This is a genomic window from Pseudolysinimonas kribbensis (assembly GCF_030161895.1).
GTDB lineage: Bacteria > Actinomycetota > Actinomycetes > Actinomycetales > Microbacteriaceae > Pseudolysinimonas > Pseudolysinimonas kribbensis.
Window position 1 is genome coordinate 2196326 of sequence record NZ_BSVB01000001.1, and the last position, 17904, is coordinate 2214229.

A 17904-nucleotide genomic window follows, 5' to 3' on the forward strand; every position below is an offset into this window, starting at 1 on the left:
ACGCCCTCGCCGAAAGGAACCATCCGTGCTCATTGCACAGCGCCCCACCCTGTCTGAGGAGAACCTCTCCGAGTTCCGGTCCCGGTTCGTGATCGAGCCGCTCGAGCCGGGCTTCGGCTACACCCTCGGCAACTCGCTGCGTCGCACCCTGCTGTCGTCCATTCCGGGCGCCGCGGTGACCAGCATCCGCATCGACGGAATCCAGCACGAGTTCGACACGATTCCGGGTGTCAAGGAGGATGTCGTCGACATCGTCCTCAACATCAAGAACCTGACCGTCTCGAGCGAGCACGACGAGCCGATCACCGCCTACCTGCGCAAGCAGGGCGCAGGCGTCGTCACGGCCGCCGACATCTCGGCGCCGGCGGGGGTGGAGATCCACAACCCGGAGCTTGTCATCGCGACGCTCAACGACAAGGCGAAGTTCGAGCTCGAGCTCACCATCGAGCGCGGCCGCGGCTACGTGTCGGCGACCCAGAACCGCAGCGAGTTCAGCGAGGCCGGTCAGATCCCAGTCGACTCGATCTACTCGCCCGTGCTCAAGGTCACCTACCGGGTCGAGGCCACCCGCGCCGGCGAGCGCACCGACTTCGACCGCCTCGTGGTGGATGTCGAGACCAAGGCCGCGATCACCCCGCGCGACGCGATCGCGTCGGCCGGCCGCACCCTGGTCGAGCTGTTCGGCCTCGCCCGCGAGCTCAACGCCGCGGCCGAGGGCATCGAGATCGGCCCCGCGCCGGTCGACGCGGTGCTCTCGAGCGAGCTGAGCATGCCGATCGAGGACCTCGACCTGTCCGTGCGCTCGTACAACTGCCTCAAGCGCGAGGGCATCAACACCGTGTCGGAGCTCGTGGCGCTGTCGGAGACGCAGCTCATGAACATCCGCAACTTCGGCCAGAAGTCGGTGGACGAGGTCAAGGACAAGCTCACCGAGATGGGTCTGTCGCTCAAGGACAGCGTGCCCGGCTTCGACGGCGCGCACTTCTACGGCGGCTACGACGACGAGAACGTCTGACGCTCCACGGCTCTGAGACTCGGAAGACACAGGAAGACACGGAACAATGCCCAAGCCCACCAAGGGACCCCGACTCGGGGAGGCCCGGCGCACGAGCGGCTGCTGCTCGCGAACCTCGCGTCGGCCCTCTTCACCCACAAGAGCATCCAGACCACGGAGACGAAGGCCAAGCGTCTGCGCCCCTGGCGGAGCGCCTCATCACCTTCGCCAAGCGGGGTGATCTGCACGCCCGACGCCGGGTGATGACGATCATCCGCGACAAGTCGGTCGTGCACGAGCTCTTCACGGAGATCGCGCCGCTCGTCGCCGAGCGTGAGGGCGGTTACACCCGCATCATCAAGACCGGTTTCCGCAAGGGCGACAACGCCCCCATGGCCGTCATCGAGCTGGTGCTCGAGCCGGTGAACAAGAAGCCGGCGTCGTCGAAGAAGTCCGCCGCCCGCAACGAGACGCCGAAGGCGGCTCCGAAGAAGGCCGACACCGCCCAGGCCGACGAGGCGATCGAGGCCGAGGAGTCCGAGGTCGTGGCCGAGGGCGGTGCCGAGTCCGACGCCCCCGAGGTCGAGGAGGCCGCGGTCGAGGCGCAGGACGAGGCGGTCGAGGGATCGACCGACGCCGCGCCGGCCGAGGACGACGCGAAGTAACGCCACAGCAGACAGCACCCGAACGCCCCGCCGGAATCCGGCGGGGCGTTCGTCGTCGTCGCGGCGTACGGTGGCGGCATGGCGGACGCGGTGACGCTCGACGTCGAGGGACCCGACGGCCCACGGTCGATGCGGGTCTCCAGCCCTGACCGTGTGCTCTGGCCGGATGCCGGGGTCACCAAGCGCGAGCTCGTCGAGTATCTGGTGGCGGTCGGCGACGCGTTCGTCGAGGCCAACGGCGACCGGCCCGTGGCCCTGCAGCGCTTCCCCGCCGGGATCGAGGGCGAGGAGTTCTTCAGCAAGGCGCCGCCGAAGGGCACCCCGGACTTCATCCGCACGACGATGGTGACGTTCCCGAGCGCCCGCGCGCATCCCATGCTCGTGATCGACGAGCCCGCCGCCGCGGTGTGGATGGCGCAGATGAACACGATCGTGTTCCACCCTGGCCCTCCCGCGCCGAGGACATCGATCATCCCGATCAGCTCCGCATGGACCTCGACCCGCAGCCGGGCGTCGGCTTCGCCGATGCGGTGCGCGCGGCGCCCGTGCTGAAGGGGATCCTCGAGGAGGCCGGGCTGACGCCGTACGTGAAGACATCGGGCAACCGCGGCCTGCACGTCTACGCCCCCATCGAACCGGTGCGCGACTTCATCGACGTGCGGCACGCCGTCATCGCCGCGGCGCGGGAGCTGGAGCGCCGGATGCCGGGCGAGGTCACGACGGCATGGTGGAAGGAGGAGCGCGGCGAGCGGGTGTTCGTCGACTTCAACCAGACCGCGCGCGACCGCACGATCGCCGGCGCCTACAGCCCGCGCGCCCGGCCCGGCGCGGTGGTCTCCACCCCCATCACGTGGGACGAGCTCGACGGCGTCGACCCGACCGCCTTCACCGTGCGGTCGGTGCCCGACCGGCTGCGCGCGCACGGCGATCCGTGGCGCGGGATGGCCGAGCACCGCGGCACCCTCGACGTGCTGCTGGGCTGGTGGGAGCGCGACCTCGCGGCCGGGATCGGCGAGCTGCCCTACCCGCCGGAGTATCCGAAGATGCCGGGGGAGCCGCCGCGCGTGCAGCCGAGCCGTGCGCGCAAATCCGCGGAGTAGTCGCGGTCCGGCTCAGCCGAGCGCGTCGTCGAGGTCGTAGGCCGGGGGCTCTCGAGCTGGTCGTAGCGGCACGACGCGGGGTCGCGATCCGGCCGCCAGCGCTCGAACTGCACGGCGTGCCGGAATCGCCCGCCCTCGAGCTGGTCGTAGCGCACCTCGAGCACGCGCTCGGGGCGCAGCCGCACGAAGCCGACGTCCTTGGCGGCCGAGAACCGGCTGCGCTCGCCCTCGCCGCGCACCGGCTCGCCGGCGGCATCGCGCTCGACCAGCGGCTCCAGCTCGTGCAGAAGCTCGAGCCGGCGGGCGGTGCTGAACGCCGAGGCGCCGCCGACGCCGCGCAGCGTGCCGTCGGCGTCGTAGAGGCCGACCAGGAGCGACCCGACGCCGGTGCCGGACTTGTGCACCCGGTAGCCGACCGGCACGACGTCGGCGGTGCGGTGGTGCTTGACCTTGCGCATCACCCGCTTGCCCGGCTGGTACGCGGCCGCCCGCGGCTTGGCGACGACCCCGTCGAGGCCGGCCCCCTCGAACTCGGTGAACCAGCGGCGGGCGAGGGCGGCATCCCGGGTCGTCCGGCTCAGGTGCAGCGGCGGCGCGACGTCGGCGAAGAGGGTCTCGAGCCGGGCGCGGCGCTGGGCGAAGGGCTCGTCGAGCAGCGAGCGGCCGTCGGCAGCCAGCAGGTCGAAGGCCACGAACGACGCCGGCGTCTCCTCGGCGAGCTTCGCGACCCGGCTGGCTGCCGGGTGGATGCGCTGGGACAGGGAGTCCCAGTCGAGCCGTTCGGCGCCGGGCCGGCCGGTGCGCACGACGATCTCCCCGTCGACCACGCAGCCCTCGCCCAGCTGCGCGGCGAACACGTCGACGAGCTCGGGGAAGTAGCGCGTGAGCGACTTGGACCCGCGGCTGCCGATCTCGACGTCCGCGCCATCTGCGAAGACGATGCCCCGGAAGCCGTCCCACTTGGGTTCGTAGTCGTACCCGCCCTCGACCGCGTCCGGCTCGGGCACCGCGTCGACGGCGGTCGCGAGCATCGGCTCGGTCGGCGGGTGCAGCGGCAGCGCCATCCGGCCAGCGTAGGCGCGCTACACCGGAATCGGCAGGGCCAGATCGTCGCGCTCGTCGCGCGGGGGCGGCAGCTCGGCCAGCTGCTGCAGGGCGTCCTTGACGACGCTCGTGAAGAGCCGGGCTCCCGCCCCGCCGAAGTGGATCTGATCGCGGTTGAGCTCGGAGAGATACGGCTGCACGGCGTCGTGCCAGTTCGCGAGCACCACGTTGCGGTACCGGTCCGCGAAGGCGGTGAGCGCCGCATTGACGCCGGGGTCCAGCCGCGCGGCGCCTGCGCCGAGACCACGATGATCTCGCGGTCCGGTCCGACCAGCTTGTGGATCTGCTCGAGCGTCGCATGATCGATCGGGCCGTTGGTGCCGAGCTCGATGAGCACCACCTTGCGCAGGGACCCGGCGTCGAGGTCCGCCTGGATGATGCCCGGGGCGGCATACATCGAGCGCGACACGGCGGCGTCGATCGCGATGCCCGGCAGTCCAGCCTGCAGCTCCGGGGCCGCCGCGAGCATGACCGAGTCGCCGATGGCGGTGACCTGGTTGCCGCCGACCGGTGTCGGCACGGGTGTCGGGGTGCCCGAGGCGCCGGGCGTGGGCGCGGCATCCGGCGTCGGCGCGGGCGATGCCGATCGGATCGCCTTGCGCCCGGCCTCCACCTGCTGCTGGGTCTGCCCGATGCCCGGATCGGCGGCGAGCGCGAGCGTGCTGCCCGCCCCCGCGACGACCAGGAGGGCTCCGATCGCGACCGCCCACACCGGCACGCGCCACCGTGCGCGGCCGGACGGACGTGCCGAGCGGCGGAACCGGAACCGCCGGACCGGTTGCTCGACGAAGCGGTACGACAGGGCGGACGCGACGACCGTGATCGCGGCGGCGATGCCGCCGAGCGCCCAGCCCTGCCACCCGTCGCGCTGCCACGTCGGGAGTGCGCTCTGCACGAGCAGGAGCACCGGCCAGTGCCAGAGGTAGAGGCCGTAGCTGCGCCGGCCGACCCACCGGAACGGGCCTGTCTCGAGCGCGCGGCCGAGCCACGACCCGGGCACCAGCAGCGACGTGATGACCGCCGCGGTGAGGACGGCCACGAGCACGAGCCCGCCGCGGTAGGCGTCCGGGTCGGCGCCGTCGAGGACGACCGAGAGGCCGATCAGCGCGAGGAGGGCGAACACGCCGACGACGGGCAGCAGCCAGCGGACGGCGCGCGGCCAGGCGATCCGGCGCATCGGCCACCGCACCGCGGCGAACGCGAGAACCGCCCCGATGGCGAGTCCGAAGGCGTGCGTGTCGGTGCCGTAGTAGACGCGGGTGCTGTCGGTCGGGTCCACCAGCAGCGCCATCGCGAGCCCGGAGGCGGCGGCGAGCAGCAGCACGATCGCGATGCGCAGCCAGCGCGGGATGCGCAGCAGAACGAGCACGAGCAGCAGCGGCCAGACGAGGTAGAACTGCTCCTCGACGGCGAGCGACCACAGGTTGCGGAACAGCTCCGGCAAGCCGGTGCCGAAGTAGGTCGACCCGCTCGCGATGAGCAGCCAGTTGGTGCTGAACGTCGCCGCGCCGATCAGCTGGCGGCCGATACCGACCAGCACATCGCCGCCGATCGCCCATGCCGCGCTGCAGCAGACGAGCACGAGCACGACGAGCGCGGGCAGCAGCCGTCGAGCGCGTCGCAGCCAGAAGGACCCGAGCCGGATGCGCCCGGTCTCGTCGCGCTCGCGCACCAGCAGCGTCGTGATGAGGAACCCGCTGACCACGAAGAAGACGTCGACACCGAGATAGCCGCCGACGAGGGCGCCGGGGCCGAGGTGGAAGACGATGACCAGCACGACGGCGATCGCGCGGACGCCGTCGAGGCCGACGACACGGTACGGGCCGGCACCGGGCAGCCGGGTCACGGGGTCCTCGCGGGTCGAGGGCGTCTCCGCGGGCGCAGGCGCGGGGCGGCTCGGTCGACTCGGTGTCATGGGGCTTCGGGATCGGGGCGGGTGCGCCGTCAAGCCTAGACTCGCGGCATGCTCGAGGCGGGGCCGGCCGGGATCGATCCAGGAGTCGTCCGGGTGAGGCTCGACATCGCCTACGACGGCACCGGCTTCTCCGGATGGGCGCGCCAGCCCGGACTGCGCACCGTGCAGGGGAGCTCGAGGAGCGCCTCGCCGCGCTGTTCGCCTCGACCGGTGCGACGCCCCGCGTGACCGTCGCCGGCCGCACCGACGTGGGCGTGCACGCGACCGGCCAGGTCGGCCACGTCGACCTCGGCGCCGGGGAGCTCGCGGTGCTCGCGCGCGTCCGGGGCCACGCGACGTCGTCGGGGCCCGACTCGCTCGCACGACGGCTCACGGGCATGGGCGGTCCGGTCTCGGATCTCGTCGTCCGCCGCAGCGGGGTGGCTCCGGCGGGATTCGATGCGCGGTTCGCGGCGCTCTGGCGGCGGTACGAGTACCGGATCGCGGACGCCGCCGGCGAGCGCGACCCGCGTCGTCGCGATCACACGCTCTGGCATCCGGGCCCGCTGGATGAGGCGGCCATGCTGGATGCCGCGGAGTCGCTGCTGGGGTTGCACGACTTCGCCGCGTTCTGCCGTCCGCGTGAGGGGGCGACGACGATCCGCACGCTGCAGGCCTTCTCGTGGCAGCGCGACGACTCGGGTGTGCTCGTAGCCGAGGTGCGTGCCGATGCCTTCTGCCACAGCATGGTGCGTGCGCTCGTGGGCGCGTGCATCGCCGCGGGCGAGGGGCGGCTCGCCGGCGGCGAAACGGCGGCGCTGCGGGATGCCGGCCTCCGGACGTCGGCATTCACGGTCGTGCCGGCCCGCGGTCTCACCCTCGTCGAGGTCGGCTATCCCTCCGACGACGAGCTCGCGTCACGCGTGGAGCGCACCCGCGCTCGTCGCGATGCGGGAGAGCTGCAGGCGGCCGACTGAGGGAGCCGGCCGACGTGACCAGGTGATAAACGGGTGAATTCTCGGAATCGGTCCCGAGGGGGTATGTTCAACGCGATTGAATCCAACTGTCAACCCTCGATTCAACGTTGATCGAGGCCGCGGGGGCGCGGCCGATCGGCTCGGGTGACAGCAACAGGGGGAGCAGCCATGCACGGTCGATGGGGCATGTCGTCAAATAGCCGACCGGAGCCGCACCCGGCGCAGCATCGGCGGGCCATCGGCGTGCGGGGTCTTTTCTGGTACACGGATTCGCCCACCCGCGGGTTCCGGGCGCTCTCAGCGGCGGTGGTGCTGACGATCGCCGGCTTCTCCGTCTTCGGTCTGGCCGGCGCCGCCAACGCGGCCACCACGGCCGTGCACGAGATCACGGCGAACTGGGTCGGGAGCCCCTCGTCGGCGCCATACGGGAAGGCGGTCACGTCCGAGTGGCACATCAGCACGAACGATGCCACCGATCCGGAGGCGAACGACCCGGTCAACGACGTGCGCGCGACGCTCACCGTCACGAACGGCGTGTTCGCCAGCATCCCCACCGTCTGCAAGACGAAGGGCGTCACGCCCGTCTCCTCGATCTCGGCGAACGGCTCGACGCTGGTGTGCAACCTCGGCACCATCACCGAGGGCACGGCCTCGGTGATCCAGGCGCCCGTGCGCGCCACAGGAGCGGGGGATCCGCGCTCTCCGTCTCCGGGACGGTCACCTCCGACTCGGCCGTCGCGACGGCGGGGCCCGCGACCACGACGTCGCTTCCCATCACGGGAACGCACGGCATGGACCTCGTGCTCAGCGCGCCGAACCAGAACTATCAGCAGACCACCGTGCAGAGTCGCAGCGGCGGCAACCGTCCGACCGTGGTGGTCGACTACGGCGTCGCCATGACGACGGGCAGCATCCCGGGTCCGTCGAGCTATTCGTTCACGGTGGACATCGCGGTCTCCGTCGCCGGGCAGCTCCCGGGACTGCAATGGGAGGGCTGCCGGCCGGTCGACGACTCGGCCCAGGCCACCGGGATCCCCTACTCCGATTCCGCCTTCAAGAACCGCACCAATGCGCCCACGTGCACCATCACCGGCAGCAGCACGCATTACACGGTGACGTTGAGCGGGCTGGACTACTCGCTCAAGCAGGTCCCCACCGTCGACAGTCTGGGGAACGCGATCCCGTCGACGAGCACCTTCGTCGCCTCCGGCCAGTTGCTGTTCAGTTACACGACTCCGATCACGACCACCGTGGGAGTGACGTTCGGGGCGACTTCGACCCCTTCGTCTTCAGCGATGGGGTCACGCAGCCGGAGACCAACACCACCAACGACGTCTCCGGCACGACGCTGGTCCTCCCCGGTGTGTTCTCGATGAGCTGGCAGGGCGGCCCCACCGCCGGTCGCGCGCCGTGGGACGCCAATCTCTGGGTGGCACCGGGAACGGCGCAGGACAAGACGCTCCCCTGGCCTCCGGCGCGCTCGTCGACCGATCCCGGCCCGTACACCCTCGCCGACGAGCCTCTCGTGGGTCAGGCGGACAGCGTGACGTGGTCGACGTACAGCGGTCCGGGCGCGGCGAATCTGGCGGGTTCCTGCGTGATGGTGCAGAACCCGGCCGCGTTCACTCCGAGATGGGCGGATTTCGTCGCCGCAGATGGAGCCTCGTACTCCAACATGAAGACCGCACATCTCTGGTACCGCACCGATGCGCTGAGTACGAAGACGGAGACCTGCGGCGAGCCGGTCGGCGTGGCGGGGAGTCCGTGGATCGCCGCCCCGGTCGGCGCCGCGTGCGCCACGCAGAGCATCTCGATCTCGCCTGCGTACTCGGATGACCCGTGCATCGCCGCCCTCCCGGCAGGTGTGACCGCGGTGAAGATGACCTGGGATCCGGCGGTGGACAAGCAGTTCCACCACTTCCTGCGAGTCTGGGGCTACATTCCGCCGACGGCCCCGATCGGTGCGGAGTCGTGGGTGGTCGGGGCGTTCAACGCGCCCTACAACACCGCGACGGTGTTCCCGGGCTATCCGACCCTGAACAACTACACCAACCTCAGCACCAACCCGACGGTCTACGCGACCATTCCGGGCAGCACCTACGGCCCCAACACCAACGGCATGCGCGACGCCTTGCGCATCCAGGGCCCGACCGGCGTCATCACCAAGACGACGCCGAGCACGACGGCACAGCCCGGCGTCCCCGTGACCTACACCCTCAGCGCCGAGGCGGATCTCGCCGTCCAGACCCCGCCGAACCAGACGTTCACGGTCACCGACACCCTCCCGGCCGGCATGGCCTATGTCGCCGGCTCGGGCACTCCGACGCCGGCCCTGTCGACCAACGGCTCCGGTCAGCAGGTGCTCAGCTACACCTTCACAAACGTGCCGGCGAACACGGCGCAGCCCATCACCTACCGGGCGCAGATCCCGGCGAGCGCCTCGGTCGCGCCGGGAACCGTCTTGACCAACGTCGCCCAGATCGACGTGCCCGGCGACAACCGCCCGGCCGCCGTCCGGCAGGCGAGCGCGAGAGTGACCGTCCCGAGCAACAGCGCCACCACGCTCGGCAAGTCGGTCGAGTCGAACGTGCTGTCGTTCTACGGCGACAGCTCGGCGTGGGACCTCGCGATCAACTCGCAGGACCCTGTGACCAACTCCTTCACGGACACCATTGACATCCTGCCGAGCACAGCGGACGGTCGCGGCACAAATATCACCGGCGGCTACTCGATCACCGGCGTGACGCCTCCCGCCGGATCGACCGTGTACTACTCGTCCGCGCCGATCGGATCGCTCAGTAACGACCCGCGCGCCGCGTCGAACGGAGGCACGCCGGGGAGCATCAGCGGCAACACGGTGGGATGGTCCGCCACGGCCGTCGCGCACCCGACCGCCATTCGGGTCATCGCGCCCGCCCTCGCTCCCGGCGCCACCCAGAGGATCCGCATCGCGTTCACGACGCCGGCGGGAACGAGCTGCACGGCGCCGTCGGCGACGGACAACCAGCCGGGACAGGTGCTGGTGAACTCGGCCCTGTCGTTCGCCGGGCACACGGCCCTGCCCATGCTCTCGAGCGCGACGACGACCATCGGCGACTGCTACGCGTTCGACCTCAAGAAGTACGTGCTGGTCAAGGGTGGCAACCCCGCGACGGCGGCGGACTGGCATGACGCCAACGCGACCGCCGACTACCAGCAGTACGCGGCGGGCGACGCCGTGCCGTACAAGATCACCGTCACGAACAAGGGCACGGGCACCCTGACCGACATCCCGGTCACCGACTCCCTGGTGCCGGGCTGCGACTTCACGGTGCCCTCGCTCGCCGCCGGGGCCTCGGCGTCGAACACCTGCACGTCGACCGCCGTGGTCGGAACGACCGTGAACACGGCCTCCGCGAGCGTCACGCCGCCGTCGGGTCCCGTGCTCACCGCGAGCGACCCGGCCGGGATCGCCGTCCCGGAGCCGTATCACGTCGCGAAGACCTCCGTCCCCGCCGCCGGCAGCCCGATCGCGCCCGGCTCCAAGGTCACCTACACGGTGACGGTGTCCGAGCCCGCGACGAGCGCCGCGCCCTCGCTGAACCCCTCCCTGGCGGACGACATGTCCGGCGTTCTGGACGATGCCGCGTATGACGGCGATGTCGCCGCGAGCTCGGGCACCGCGACGGTCAGCGGCCAGACCCTGAACTGGTCGGCGCCCTCGATCATGCCCGGGCAGTCCATCACCATCACGTATTCGGTGACCGTCGACAGCCCTGATGCCGGCGACAAGGTCATGACGAACACGGTGACCAGCGGCACCGGAAGCAACTGCGTGACCGGCAACGCGGACCCCGCCTGCAGGGTGACCGTCGACGTCGAGTCGTACACGGTCGCGAAATCCGTCTCCGTCACCTCGGCGGCCGAAGGACAGAAGGTCACGTACACGATCGCGGTGACGAACACCGGCCAGGCCGCATACACGGCCGCCCACCCGGCGACGTTCACCGACAGCCTGACCGGAGTGCTGGATGACGCGAGCTACGACAACGACGCATCCGCGGGCGCCACGTACTCGGCTCCGAACGTGTCATGGTCGGGGGCGCTCGCCGTCGGCGCGACCCAGCTGGTCACCTACTCGGTGACCGTGAACTCGCCCGAAGCGGGCGACCACGTGCTGAAGAACTCCGTGTCGCCGACCGGCGACGGCGGCGTCTGCGACACCCCCGCGGCCTGCACCACGTCGACGCCGGTCGCCGCGTACACGGTTACCAAGACCTCGTCGCCCGCGAGCACGAGTCCCGGCAGCACCGTCGTCTACACCGTGACCGTGAAGAACACCGGGAAGGTGGCCTACACAGCCGGTACGCCGGCCTCGTTCACCGACGACCTCAGCGGTGTCCTCGACGACGCGACCTACAACGGCGATGCCTCGAACGGTGCGACGTATGCCGCGCCGACCGTGTCGTGGGCCGGCCCGCTCGCGGTGGACGGCATCCAGACGATCACCTACTCGGTGACCGTGAACACACCGGATGCCGGCGATCACGTACTGACCAACAGCGTCGTGCCGACCGGCACCGGGGAACCTGTGCGACCGCCGACGCCTGCCAGACGCACACCCCGGTCGGAACGTACACGGTGTCCAAGACGGCCTCGGCGTCGTCGACGACGCCCGGATCGAGCATCACCTACACGATCGTGGTCACCAACACTGGGCAGGTGGCGTACACCGCGGCCAAGCCCGCCACCATCACCGACAACCTAAGCGGTGTGCTCGACGATGCGGTGTACGACGGCGATGCGACCGGTGGCGCGACCTACTCGGCGCCGACACTCAGCTGGGCCGGGGCGCTGCCGATCGGCGGCACCCACACGATCACCTACTCCGTGACCGTGAACAACCCGGACAACGGCGATCACCTGCTGAAGAACACCGTGTTCACACCGCCGGGCGTCGGCAACTGCTCGGCGGGATCGACCGATCCCGCCTGCTCGCCGGTCACCCCGGTGCAGTCGTACCGGGTGGTCAAGACGACCACGGCGACGACCGTCACCCCGGGTGAGGTCGTGCCGTACACGATCACCGTGACCAACACGGGACAGGTGGATTACACGGCGGCCGCCCCGGCGACCTTCACGGATTCGCTCTCGGACGTGCTCGACGACGCCACCTACGACAACGACGCCACGGGCGGGGCGACCTACGCGGCGCCGACGCTCTCGTGGTCGGGACCGCTCGCGGTCGGCGCGACCGTCACGATCACCTACTCGGTCACGGTGAACACCCCGGACGCGGGCGACCAGGAGCTGAACAACGCGGTCGTCACGGGGTCGACGGGTAACTGCTCGGTGACCTCCACCGACCCGTCGTGCTCCGCGCACGTGCCGACGAAGGCGTTCGACGTCGTGAAGACGTCGTCCGCGTCGACCACCACGCCCGGCGCGACGATCACGTACACGATCGTCGTCACCAACACCGGAGCGACCGACTACACGGCGGCGGCCCCGGCCTCCTTCACCGACAGCCTGGCCGGGGTCCTCGACGACGCGAGCTACGACAACGACGCCAGCAACGGCGCCGTGTACTCGGCCCCCGTCCTGTCGTGGTCCGGGCCGCTCGCGGTCGGCGCTTCGGAGACGATCACGTATTCCGTGACTGTCGACGATCCTGACAACGGGGACCATGCTCTGGACAACGCCGTGCTGACCCCCGCGGGATCCGGCGCGAACTGCACCGCGGACACCACGGACCCCGATTGCGCGGTCCACGTGCCCGTGCAGTCCTACACCGTCCAGAAGACCGTCTCCACGACCTCGACGACCGAGGGATCGCGGGTGACGTACACGGTGCTGGTGACCAACACGGGAGACGTCGACTACACCGCCGCCATCCCCGCCACCTTCACCGACGACCTGAGCGCGGCACTCGATGACGCCACCTACAACGGGGACGCCACCAACGGGGCCACCTACGCCGCGCCGACGCTCTCGTGGGCAGGAGCGCTGCCCGTCGGCGGATCCGAGATGGTGAGCTACTCGGTGACGGTCGACGGCCCCGACACCGGTGACCACGCGCTGCACAACACCGTCGTGCCGAGCGCGGCGGGCGGCTCGTGCGCCGCCGCGGGCGACTGCTCGACGACCACGCTGGTGCGGTCGTACACCGTGACCAAGAGCTCGTCGGCGACGACGACGACACCCGGCGGGACCGTGGACTACACCGTGACGGTCACCAACACCGGCGCCGTTCCGTACACGGCCGCCGACCCGGCGACCTTCACCGACAGCCTCGCCGACGTGCTGGACGACGCGGCGTACGACGACGACGCGACGAATGCGGCGACCTACGCATCGCAGACCCTGTCGTGGTCCGGTGCGCTGGCCGTGGGCGCCACCGAGACGATCACCTACTCCGTGACCGTCGACGATCCCGGCACCGGCGACGGCGTCCTCGCCAACACCGCGGTGCCCACCGCATCCGGCGGCACCTGCACGACGCCCGAGGCGTGCACGACCTCGACGCCGGTCGCCTCGTACACGGTGGCGAAGTCGGCGTCGACGGCCACCGCGACGCCGGGTGCGACGGTGACCTACACCGTGCTGGTCACCAACACCGGGCAGGTCGCCTACACCGCGTCGAACCCCGCGAGCTTCGCGGACGACCTCACGGGAGTGCTGGACGACGCGGCGTACAACGGCGACGCGAGCGCGGGCGCGACCTACGCCGCTCCGACGTTGTCGTGGGCGGGCGACCTCGCGGTCGGCGCCACCCGCACCATCACGTACTCGGTGACGGTGGACGAGCCGGATGGCGGCGACGACATCCTGAAGAACGCGGTCGTTCCCACCGGATCCGGAGGCGCGTGCGCGACGACGGGCGGGTGCGACACGACGACACCGGTCGAGTCCTACACGGTGGCGAAGGTCGCCTCGACGACCTCGACGGCGCCCGGCGGCACCGTCCGCTACACCGTCACGGTGACCAACACGGGCTCGGTGGCGTACACCGCCGCGCATCCGGCGTCGTTCAGCGACAGCCTCGCGGCCGTGCTGGACGACGCGACGTACGACAACGACGCGTCGAACGGTGCGACCTACGCGGCTCCGACCGTGTCGTGGTCCGGAGCGCTCGCGGTCGGCGGGACACGGACGATCACCTACTCGGTGACCGTCGACTCCCCCGACGCGGGAGATCACCTCCTGACGAACGCCGTCACACCGACGGGATCGGGTGGCGATTGCGTCAGCCAGAGCGCGTGCAGCACGACCACCCAGGTCGCCGACTACACGGTCGCCAAGTCGGCTTCGGCCGCGGTCGCGACTCCGGGGGCGACGGTGACGTACACGATCTTGGTGACCAACACCGGGCAGTTCGCGTACACCGCCACGCGCCCGGCGACGTTCACCGACAACCTCTCCGGCGTGCTGGATGACGCGACCTACGACAACGACGCGTCAAACGGGGCGACGTATGCGGCGCCGACCCTGTCGTGGTCCGGTGCTCTGGCGGTCGGCGCGACGCAGACCATCACGTACACGGTCACCGTGAAGAACCCCGACAACGGGGACCACGTGCTGGCGAACACCGTGTTCACCCCGCCGGGGGTGGGCAACTGCCCGGCCGGTTCGGATGATCCGGCGTGCTCCACGCACACGCCCGTGCAGGCGTACCGCGCGGTGAAGACCAGCTCGGCGACGACCGCCGACCCGGGCGACGTCGTGCCGTACACGATCACGATCACCAACACCGGCGAGGTGCCGTACACCGTGGACGACCCCGCGACGTTCGTCGACGACCTGTCGAGCGTGCTCGACGACGCGACGTACGACGGCGATGCCACCGCCGGGGTGACCTTCGACGGCACGTCGCTGTCGTGGTCCGGCGCCCTGGCCGTCGGCCAGAGCCTCACCTTCACCTACTCCGTGACGGCGAACACGCCGGATGCCGGGGATGCGCTGCTGACCAACGCCGTCGTCACGGGCTCGACCGGCAACTGCTTCGACGGGTCGACCGATCCGTCGTGCTCGGTGCAGGTGCCCACGACCGCCTTCCACGTCACGAAGTCCGCCTCCACGACCACGACGAGCCCGGGATCCACGGTGACCTACACGATCGTCGTGACGAACATCGGGGCGACCGACTACACGGCGGCGAAGCCGGCGAGCTTCACGGACGACCTGTCGCAGGTGCTCGACGACGCCCGCTACGACGACGACGCGACCAACGGGGCGGTGTACTCGGCGCCGACCCTGTCGTGGTCCGGGCCGTTGGCGGTCGGAGAGTCGGAGACCATCACCTACTCGGTGACGGTCGACGATCCGGACCACGGCGATCAGTCGCTCGACAACGCGGTGCTGACCCCGGTCGGCTCGGGCGGCAACTGCACGGCGGACACCACCGACCCCGACTGCGCGGTCCACGTTCCGGTGCAGTCGTACACGGTCGCCAAGACGGCCTCGACCACGTCGACCCTGCAGGGAGGGGTGGTGACCTACACGATCGTGGTCACCAACACCGGATCCGTCGACTACACCTCGGCGGCGCCCGCCACCTTCACCGACGACCTGTCCCGGGTTCTGGACGACGCGACGTACGACTTCGACGCGACGAACGGCGCGACGTATGTCGCTCCCACACTGTCGTGGCGCGGGGCGCTGCCGATCGGGGGTCGCAGGCCATCACCTATTCGGTGACCGTGAACACACCGGACTCGGGGGATCATCTGCTGAAGAACACCGTGGTCACCCCGGGCGGCGACTGCGTCGCCGGGTCGTCCGACCCGGCGTGCTCGGTCACGGTGCCCGTGCAGTCGTTCCGGGTGGTCAAGACGGCGAACGCCGCCACGGCGGTGCCGGGTGCGGTGGTGGACTACACGATCACCGTCATCAACACCGGCGAGGTGGCGTTCACGCAGGATCGGCCCGCCTCGTTCAGCGACGACCTGACGAACGTCCTGACGTACGCGAGCTATGACGGCGACGTCGACAGCGGCGCGACCTACGCGGAGCCGACCATCCACTGGTCCGGCGCGCTGCCGATCGGCGGGGTCGTGTCGGTCACGTACTCGGTGCGGTTGGCCGCGGACGCGTCGGCGGGCGAGAGGCTGCTGAACACCGTGGTGACACCGGAGGACCCGTCGGGCGTGATGTCGAACTGCCTGCCGGGCGATCCGGATCCGTCCTGCGCCGCGAACGTCACGGTCCGGTCGGCGACGGCGTCCGGCGGCCAGGTGGCGTTCACCGGGCTCGACGTGATGCCGGCGCTGCTGTGGGCCGTCTCCTCCTCGCGGCGGGCGCGCTCATCACCCTCGCAATCCGGCTCCGTCGTCGTCGTAGCTGATGCCGCTGCAGTCGCCACGTTCTCGGAGACAGGAGATGGTCGCGGGCATGAATCGGACCACAGCGCGGGCCGGCAGGCGCTCACGGGCGGCGTCCGCCGCCATCCTGGCGGGGCTCGCCGCGCTCGCCATGACGGGGCTCACCTCCGTCGAGCCGGCAGCGGCGGTCGCTCCGCCCGCGGGCCTGTCGATCACGCTCAGTGACGCGACCACTCAGACCGAGTCCGGCGCGATCCTGACCTACACGGCTGCCGTGACCAACGCCGGCGCCAGTGCGGTCAAGGGCACACTGCAGGTCACGGTGCCCGGCTATGCGTCGTACGCCCACTCGGCGTCGGGGAAGAAGACGGGCTCCGACCTCAGCTGGCCGATCACCGTCGGGGCGGGGAAGACGGTCAGCCGCGAGACCACCGTCCGTGTGGGCCGCATTCCCCGCGGCGAGGTGCGCTTCACGACCCTGGCGACCCTGTATCCGGAGGGGGAGCCAGGTCGGATCCTGGTCCGCACGGCGGACCCGGACGGCATCCGGGGAGTCGTCGATCCGGCACACTCGGTGCGGTCGCCCGGAGCCTCGGCGGGGCAGTCGAACGCGCCCCTGGTCATCACCGCGATCATCGGCGGCGCCATCATCGTGGTCGCGCTCGCCGTGCTGCTGTGGATCCGCGGGCGCCGGCGCGCACGGGCACGCTCCGCCACCTGAGCCCGGTCGCCCCGAGCGGGCGGGTGCGCCGGAATTGGCCGAATCGACGCCGATCGACTAACCTATTGAGGTTGCCCACCCGCGTGGGCGACGTTCCGAGCCCTCCACCGCAGGGTTCCCGGCGATCCGCCGAGAACGCTCACCGGAGCGGGATTCACGATTCTCCTCGACAGAAACGAGTCATTCATGACGCGTACGTTCAGCCCCAAGCCGGCGGACATCAAGCGCGACTGGGTCGTCATCGACGCGACCGACGTCGTGCTCGGCCGTCTCGCCAGCCACGCTGCGGCGCTGCTCCGCGGTAAGCACAAGCCCACCTTCGCCCCCCACATGGACATGGGCGACTTCGTCATCGTCATCAACGCCGAGAAGGTCGCGCTGACGGGCCAGAAGCTCGAGAAGAAGCTCGCCTACCGCCACTCGGGCTACCCGGGCGGCCTCTCGAGCGAGACCTACATCGAGATGCTCGAGAAGCACCCGACGCGCGCCGTGGAGAAGGCCGTGCGCGGCATGCTCCCGAAGAACTCGCTGGGCCGTGCCCAGATCAAGAAGTTGAAGGTCTACGCGGGCGCCGAGCACCCGCACGCCGCGCAGCAGCCCACGCCCTACACCCTCAACCAGGTCGCGCAGTAAGCGCCCGCATCGACTTCTTAGGACAGACAATGGCGAACATCGAGGACCTGGCTCCCGAGCTCCAGAGCTATTCCACCGAGACCCCGGCCGAGGAGACCGCCGAGGTCCGCGCTCCGCGCAACCTCAGCGTGCCCGGCGCGGCTGTCGGCCGACGCAAGGAGGCCATCGCCCGCGCGCGACTGACGCCCGGCACCGGCGGCTTCATCGTCAACGGGCGCTCGCTCGAGGACTACTTCCCCAACAAGCTGCACCAGCAGCTCATCAACGATCCGTTCAAGGTGCTCGAGCTCGCGGGCAGCTACGACGTGACGGCGAAGATCACCGGCGGCGGACCCTCGGGCCAGGCCGGTGCCCTGCGCCTGGCGATCGCACGCGCGCTCAACGAGATCGACCGCGAGAACAACCGCCCCGCCCTCAAGAAGGCCGGATTCCTCACTCGCGACGCCCGCGTCATCGAGCGCAAGAAGGCCGGTCTCAAGAAGGCCCGCAAGGCGTCGCAGTTCTCCAAGCGGTAACC

The 17904-nt window shown here is 70.5% G+C and carries 9 protein-coding genes and 5 pseudogenes; 11 read left to right on the forward strand and 3 right to left on the reverse strand.

Annotated features, from left to right (window positions below):
- The first annotated feature begins 25 nt into the window (after window positions 1-25).
- From QQK35_RS12230 to ligD, 3 genes and pseudogenes are all read left to right on the forward strand, one after another.
- Window positions 26-1015 carry a DNA-directed RNA polymerase subunit alpha gene (locus QQK35_RS12230; RefSeq protein ID WP_284254412.1) on the forward strand — a complete coding sequence of 330 codons (990 nt, stop codon included), beginning with the start codon at window positions 26-28 and terminating at the stop codon, window positions 1013-1015.
- A 46-nt stretch (window positions 1016-1061) separates the two neighbouring features.
- Window positions 1062-1659: pseudogene (gene rplQ / locus QQK35_RS12235) on the forward strand (50S ribosomal protein L17).
- Between the two features lie 78 nt (window positions 1660-1737).
- Window positions 1738-2759 (forward strand): annotated as a pseudogene (ligD, locus tag QQK35_RS12240) (non-homologous end-joining DNA ligase).
- Window positions 2760-2771: 12 nt separating this feature from the next.
- Here ligD and QQK35_RS12245 read toward each other — a convergent pair.
- Together QQK35_RS12245 and QQK35_RS12250 are read right to left on the reverse strand one after the other, a co-directional pair.
- Window positions 2772-3823, reverse strand: a pseudogene (locus QQK35_RS12245) (ATP-dependent DNA ligase).
- Window positions 3824-4716: 893 nt separating this feature from the next.
- A pseudogene (locus QQK35_RS12250) lies at window positions 4717-5778 on the reverse strand (acyltransferase family protein); the annotation flags it as partial.
- 48 nt (window positions 5779-5826) lie between these two features.
- Between QQK35_RS12250 and QQK35_RS12255 the strand changes: the two are divergent.
- A pseudogene (locus QQK35_RS12255) lies at window positions 5827-6734 on the forward strand (tRNA pseudouridine synthase A).
- A 101-nt stretch (window positions 6735-6835) separates the two neighbouring features.
- Here QQK35_RS12255 and QQK35_RS12260 read toward each other — a convergent pair.
- Window positions 6836-7414 carry a hypothetical protein gene (locus QQK35_RS12260; RefSeq protein ID WP_284254413.1) on the reverse strand — a complete coding sequence of 193 codons (579 nt, stop codon included), beginning with the start codon at window positions 7412-7414 and terminating at the stop codon, window positions 6836-6838.
- Between the two features lie 111 nt (window positions 7415-7525).
- Between QQK35_RS12260 and QQK35_RS12265 the strand changes: the two genes are divergently transcribed.
- The 7 genes from QQK35_RS12265 to rpsI all read left to right on the forward strand — a co-directional run bounded on the left by QQK35_RS12265 (window position 7526) and on the right by rpsI (window position 17902).
- Window positions 7526-8110, forward strand: a complete 585-nt coding sequence (locus QQK35_RS12265; protein ID WP_284254414.1) for a hypothetical protein — start codon at window positions 7526-7528, stop codon at window positions 8108-8110.
- Window positions 8107-11481 (forward strand): DUF7927 domain-containing protein, encoded by a 3375-nt coding sequence (locus QQK35_RS12270; RefSeq protein WP_284254415.1) that lies wholly within the window; start codon window positions 8107-8109, stop codon window positions 11479-11481. The genes QQK35_RS12265 and QQK35_RS12270 overlap by 4 nt, the downstream gene beginning before the upstream one ends.
- Window positions 11412-15410 carry a beta strand repeat-containing protein gene (locus tag QQK35_RS12275; RefSeq protein WP_284255695.1) on the forward strand — a complete coding sequence of 1333 codons (3999 nt, stop codon included), beginning with the start codon at window positions 11412-11414 and terminating at the stop codon, window positions 15408-15410. The genes QQK35_RS12270 and QQK35_RS12275 overlap by 70 nt, the downstream gene beginning before the upstream one ends.
- Window positions 15407-16258, forward strand: a complete 852-nt coding sequence (locus QQK35_RS12280; protein ID WP_284254416.1) for a DUF7927 domain-containing protein — start codon at window positions 15407-15409, stop codon at window positions 16256-16258. The genes QQK35_RS12275 and QQK35_RS12280 overlap by 4 nt, the downstream gene beginning before the upstream one ends.
- Window positions 16259-16307: 49 nt before the next feature.
- Window positions 16308-16754 (forward strand): hypothetical protein, encoded by a 447-nt coding sequence (locus tag QQK35_RS12285; protein ID WP_284254417.1) that lies wholly within the window; start codon window positions 16308-16310, stop codon window positions 16752-16754.
- Window positions 16755-16940: 186 nt separating this feature from the next.
- Window positions 16941-17387 (forward strand): 50S ribosomal protein L13, encoded by a 447-nt coding sequence (gene rplM, locus QQK35_RS12290; protein WP_284254418.1) that lies wholly within the window; start codon window positions 16941-16943, stop codon window positions 17385-17387.
- A 29-nt stretch (window positions 17388-17416) separates the two neighbouring features.
- Complete coding sequence (gene rpsI / locus QQK35_RS12295; protein ID WP_284254419.1) at window positions 17417-17902, forward strand: 30S ribosomal protein S9; 486 nt, start codon at window positions 17417-17419, stop codon at window positions 17900-17902.
- Window positions 17903-17904: the final 2 nt, after the last annotated feature.

Bases quoted from the DNA above. Each gene is read 5' to 3' on its own strand.
- rplM (WP_284254418.1), top strand. From the start codon at position 16,941: ATGACGCGTACGTTCAGCCCCAAGCCGGCGGACATCAAGCGCGACTGG.
- QQK35_RS12270 (WP_284254415.1), top strand. From the start codon at position 8,107: ATGAGCTGGCAGGGCGGCCCCACCGCCGGTCGCGCGCCGTGGGACGCC.
- rpsI (WP_284254419.1), top strand. From the start codon at position 17,417: ATGGCGAACATCGAGGACCTGGCTCCCGAGCTCCAGAGCTATTCCACC.
- QQK35_RS12265 (WP_284254414.1), top strand. From the start codon at position 7,526: ATGGACCTCGTGCTCAGCGCGCCGAACCAGAACTATCAGCAGACCACC.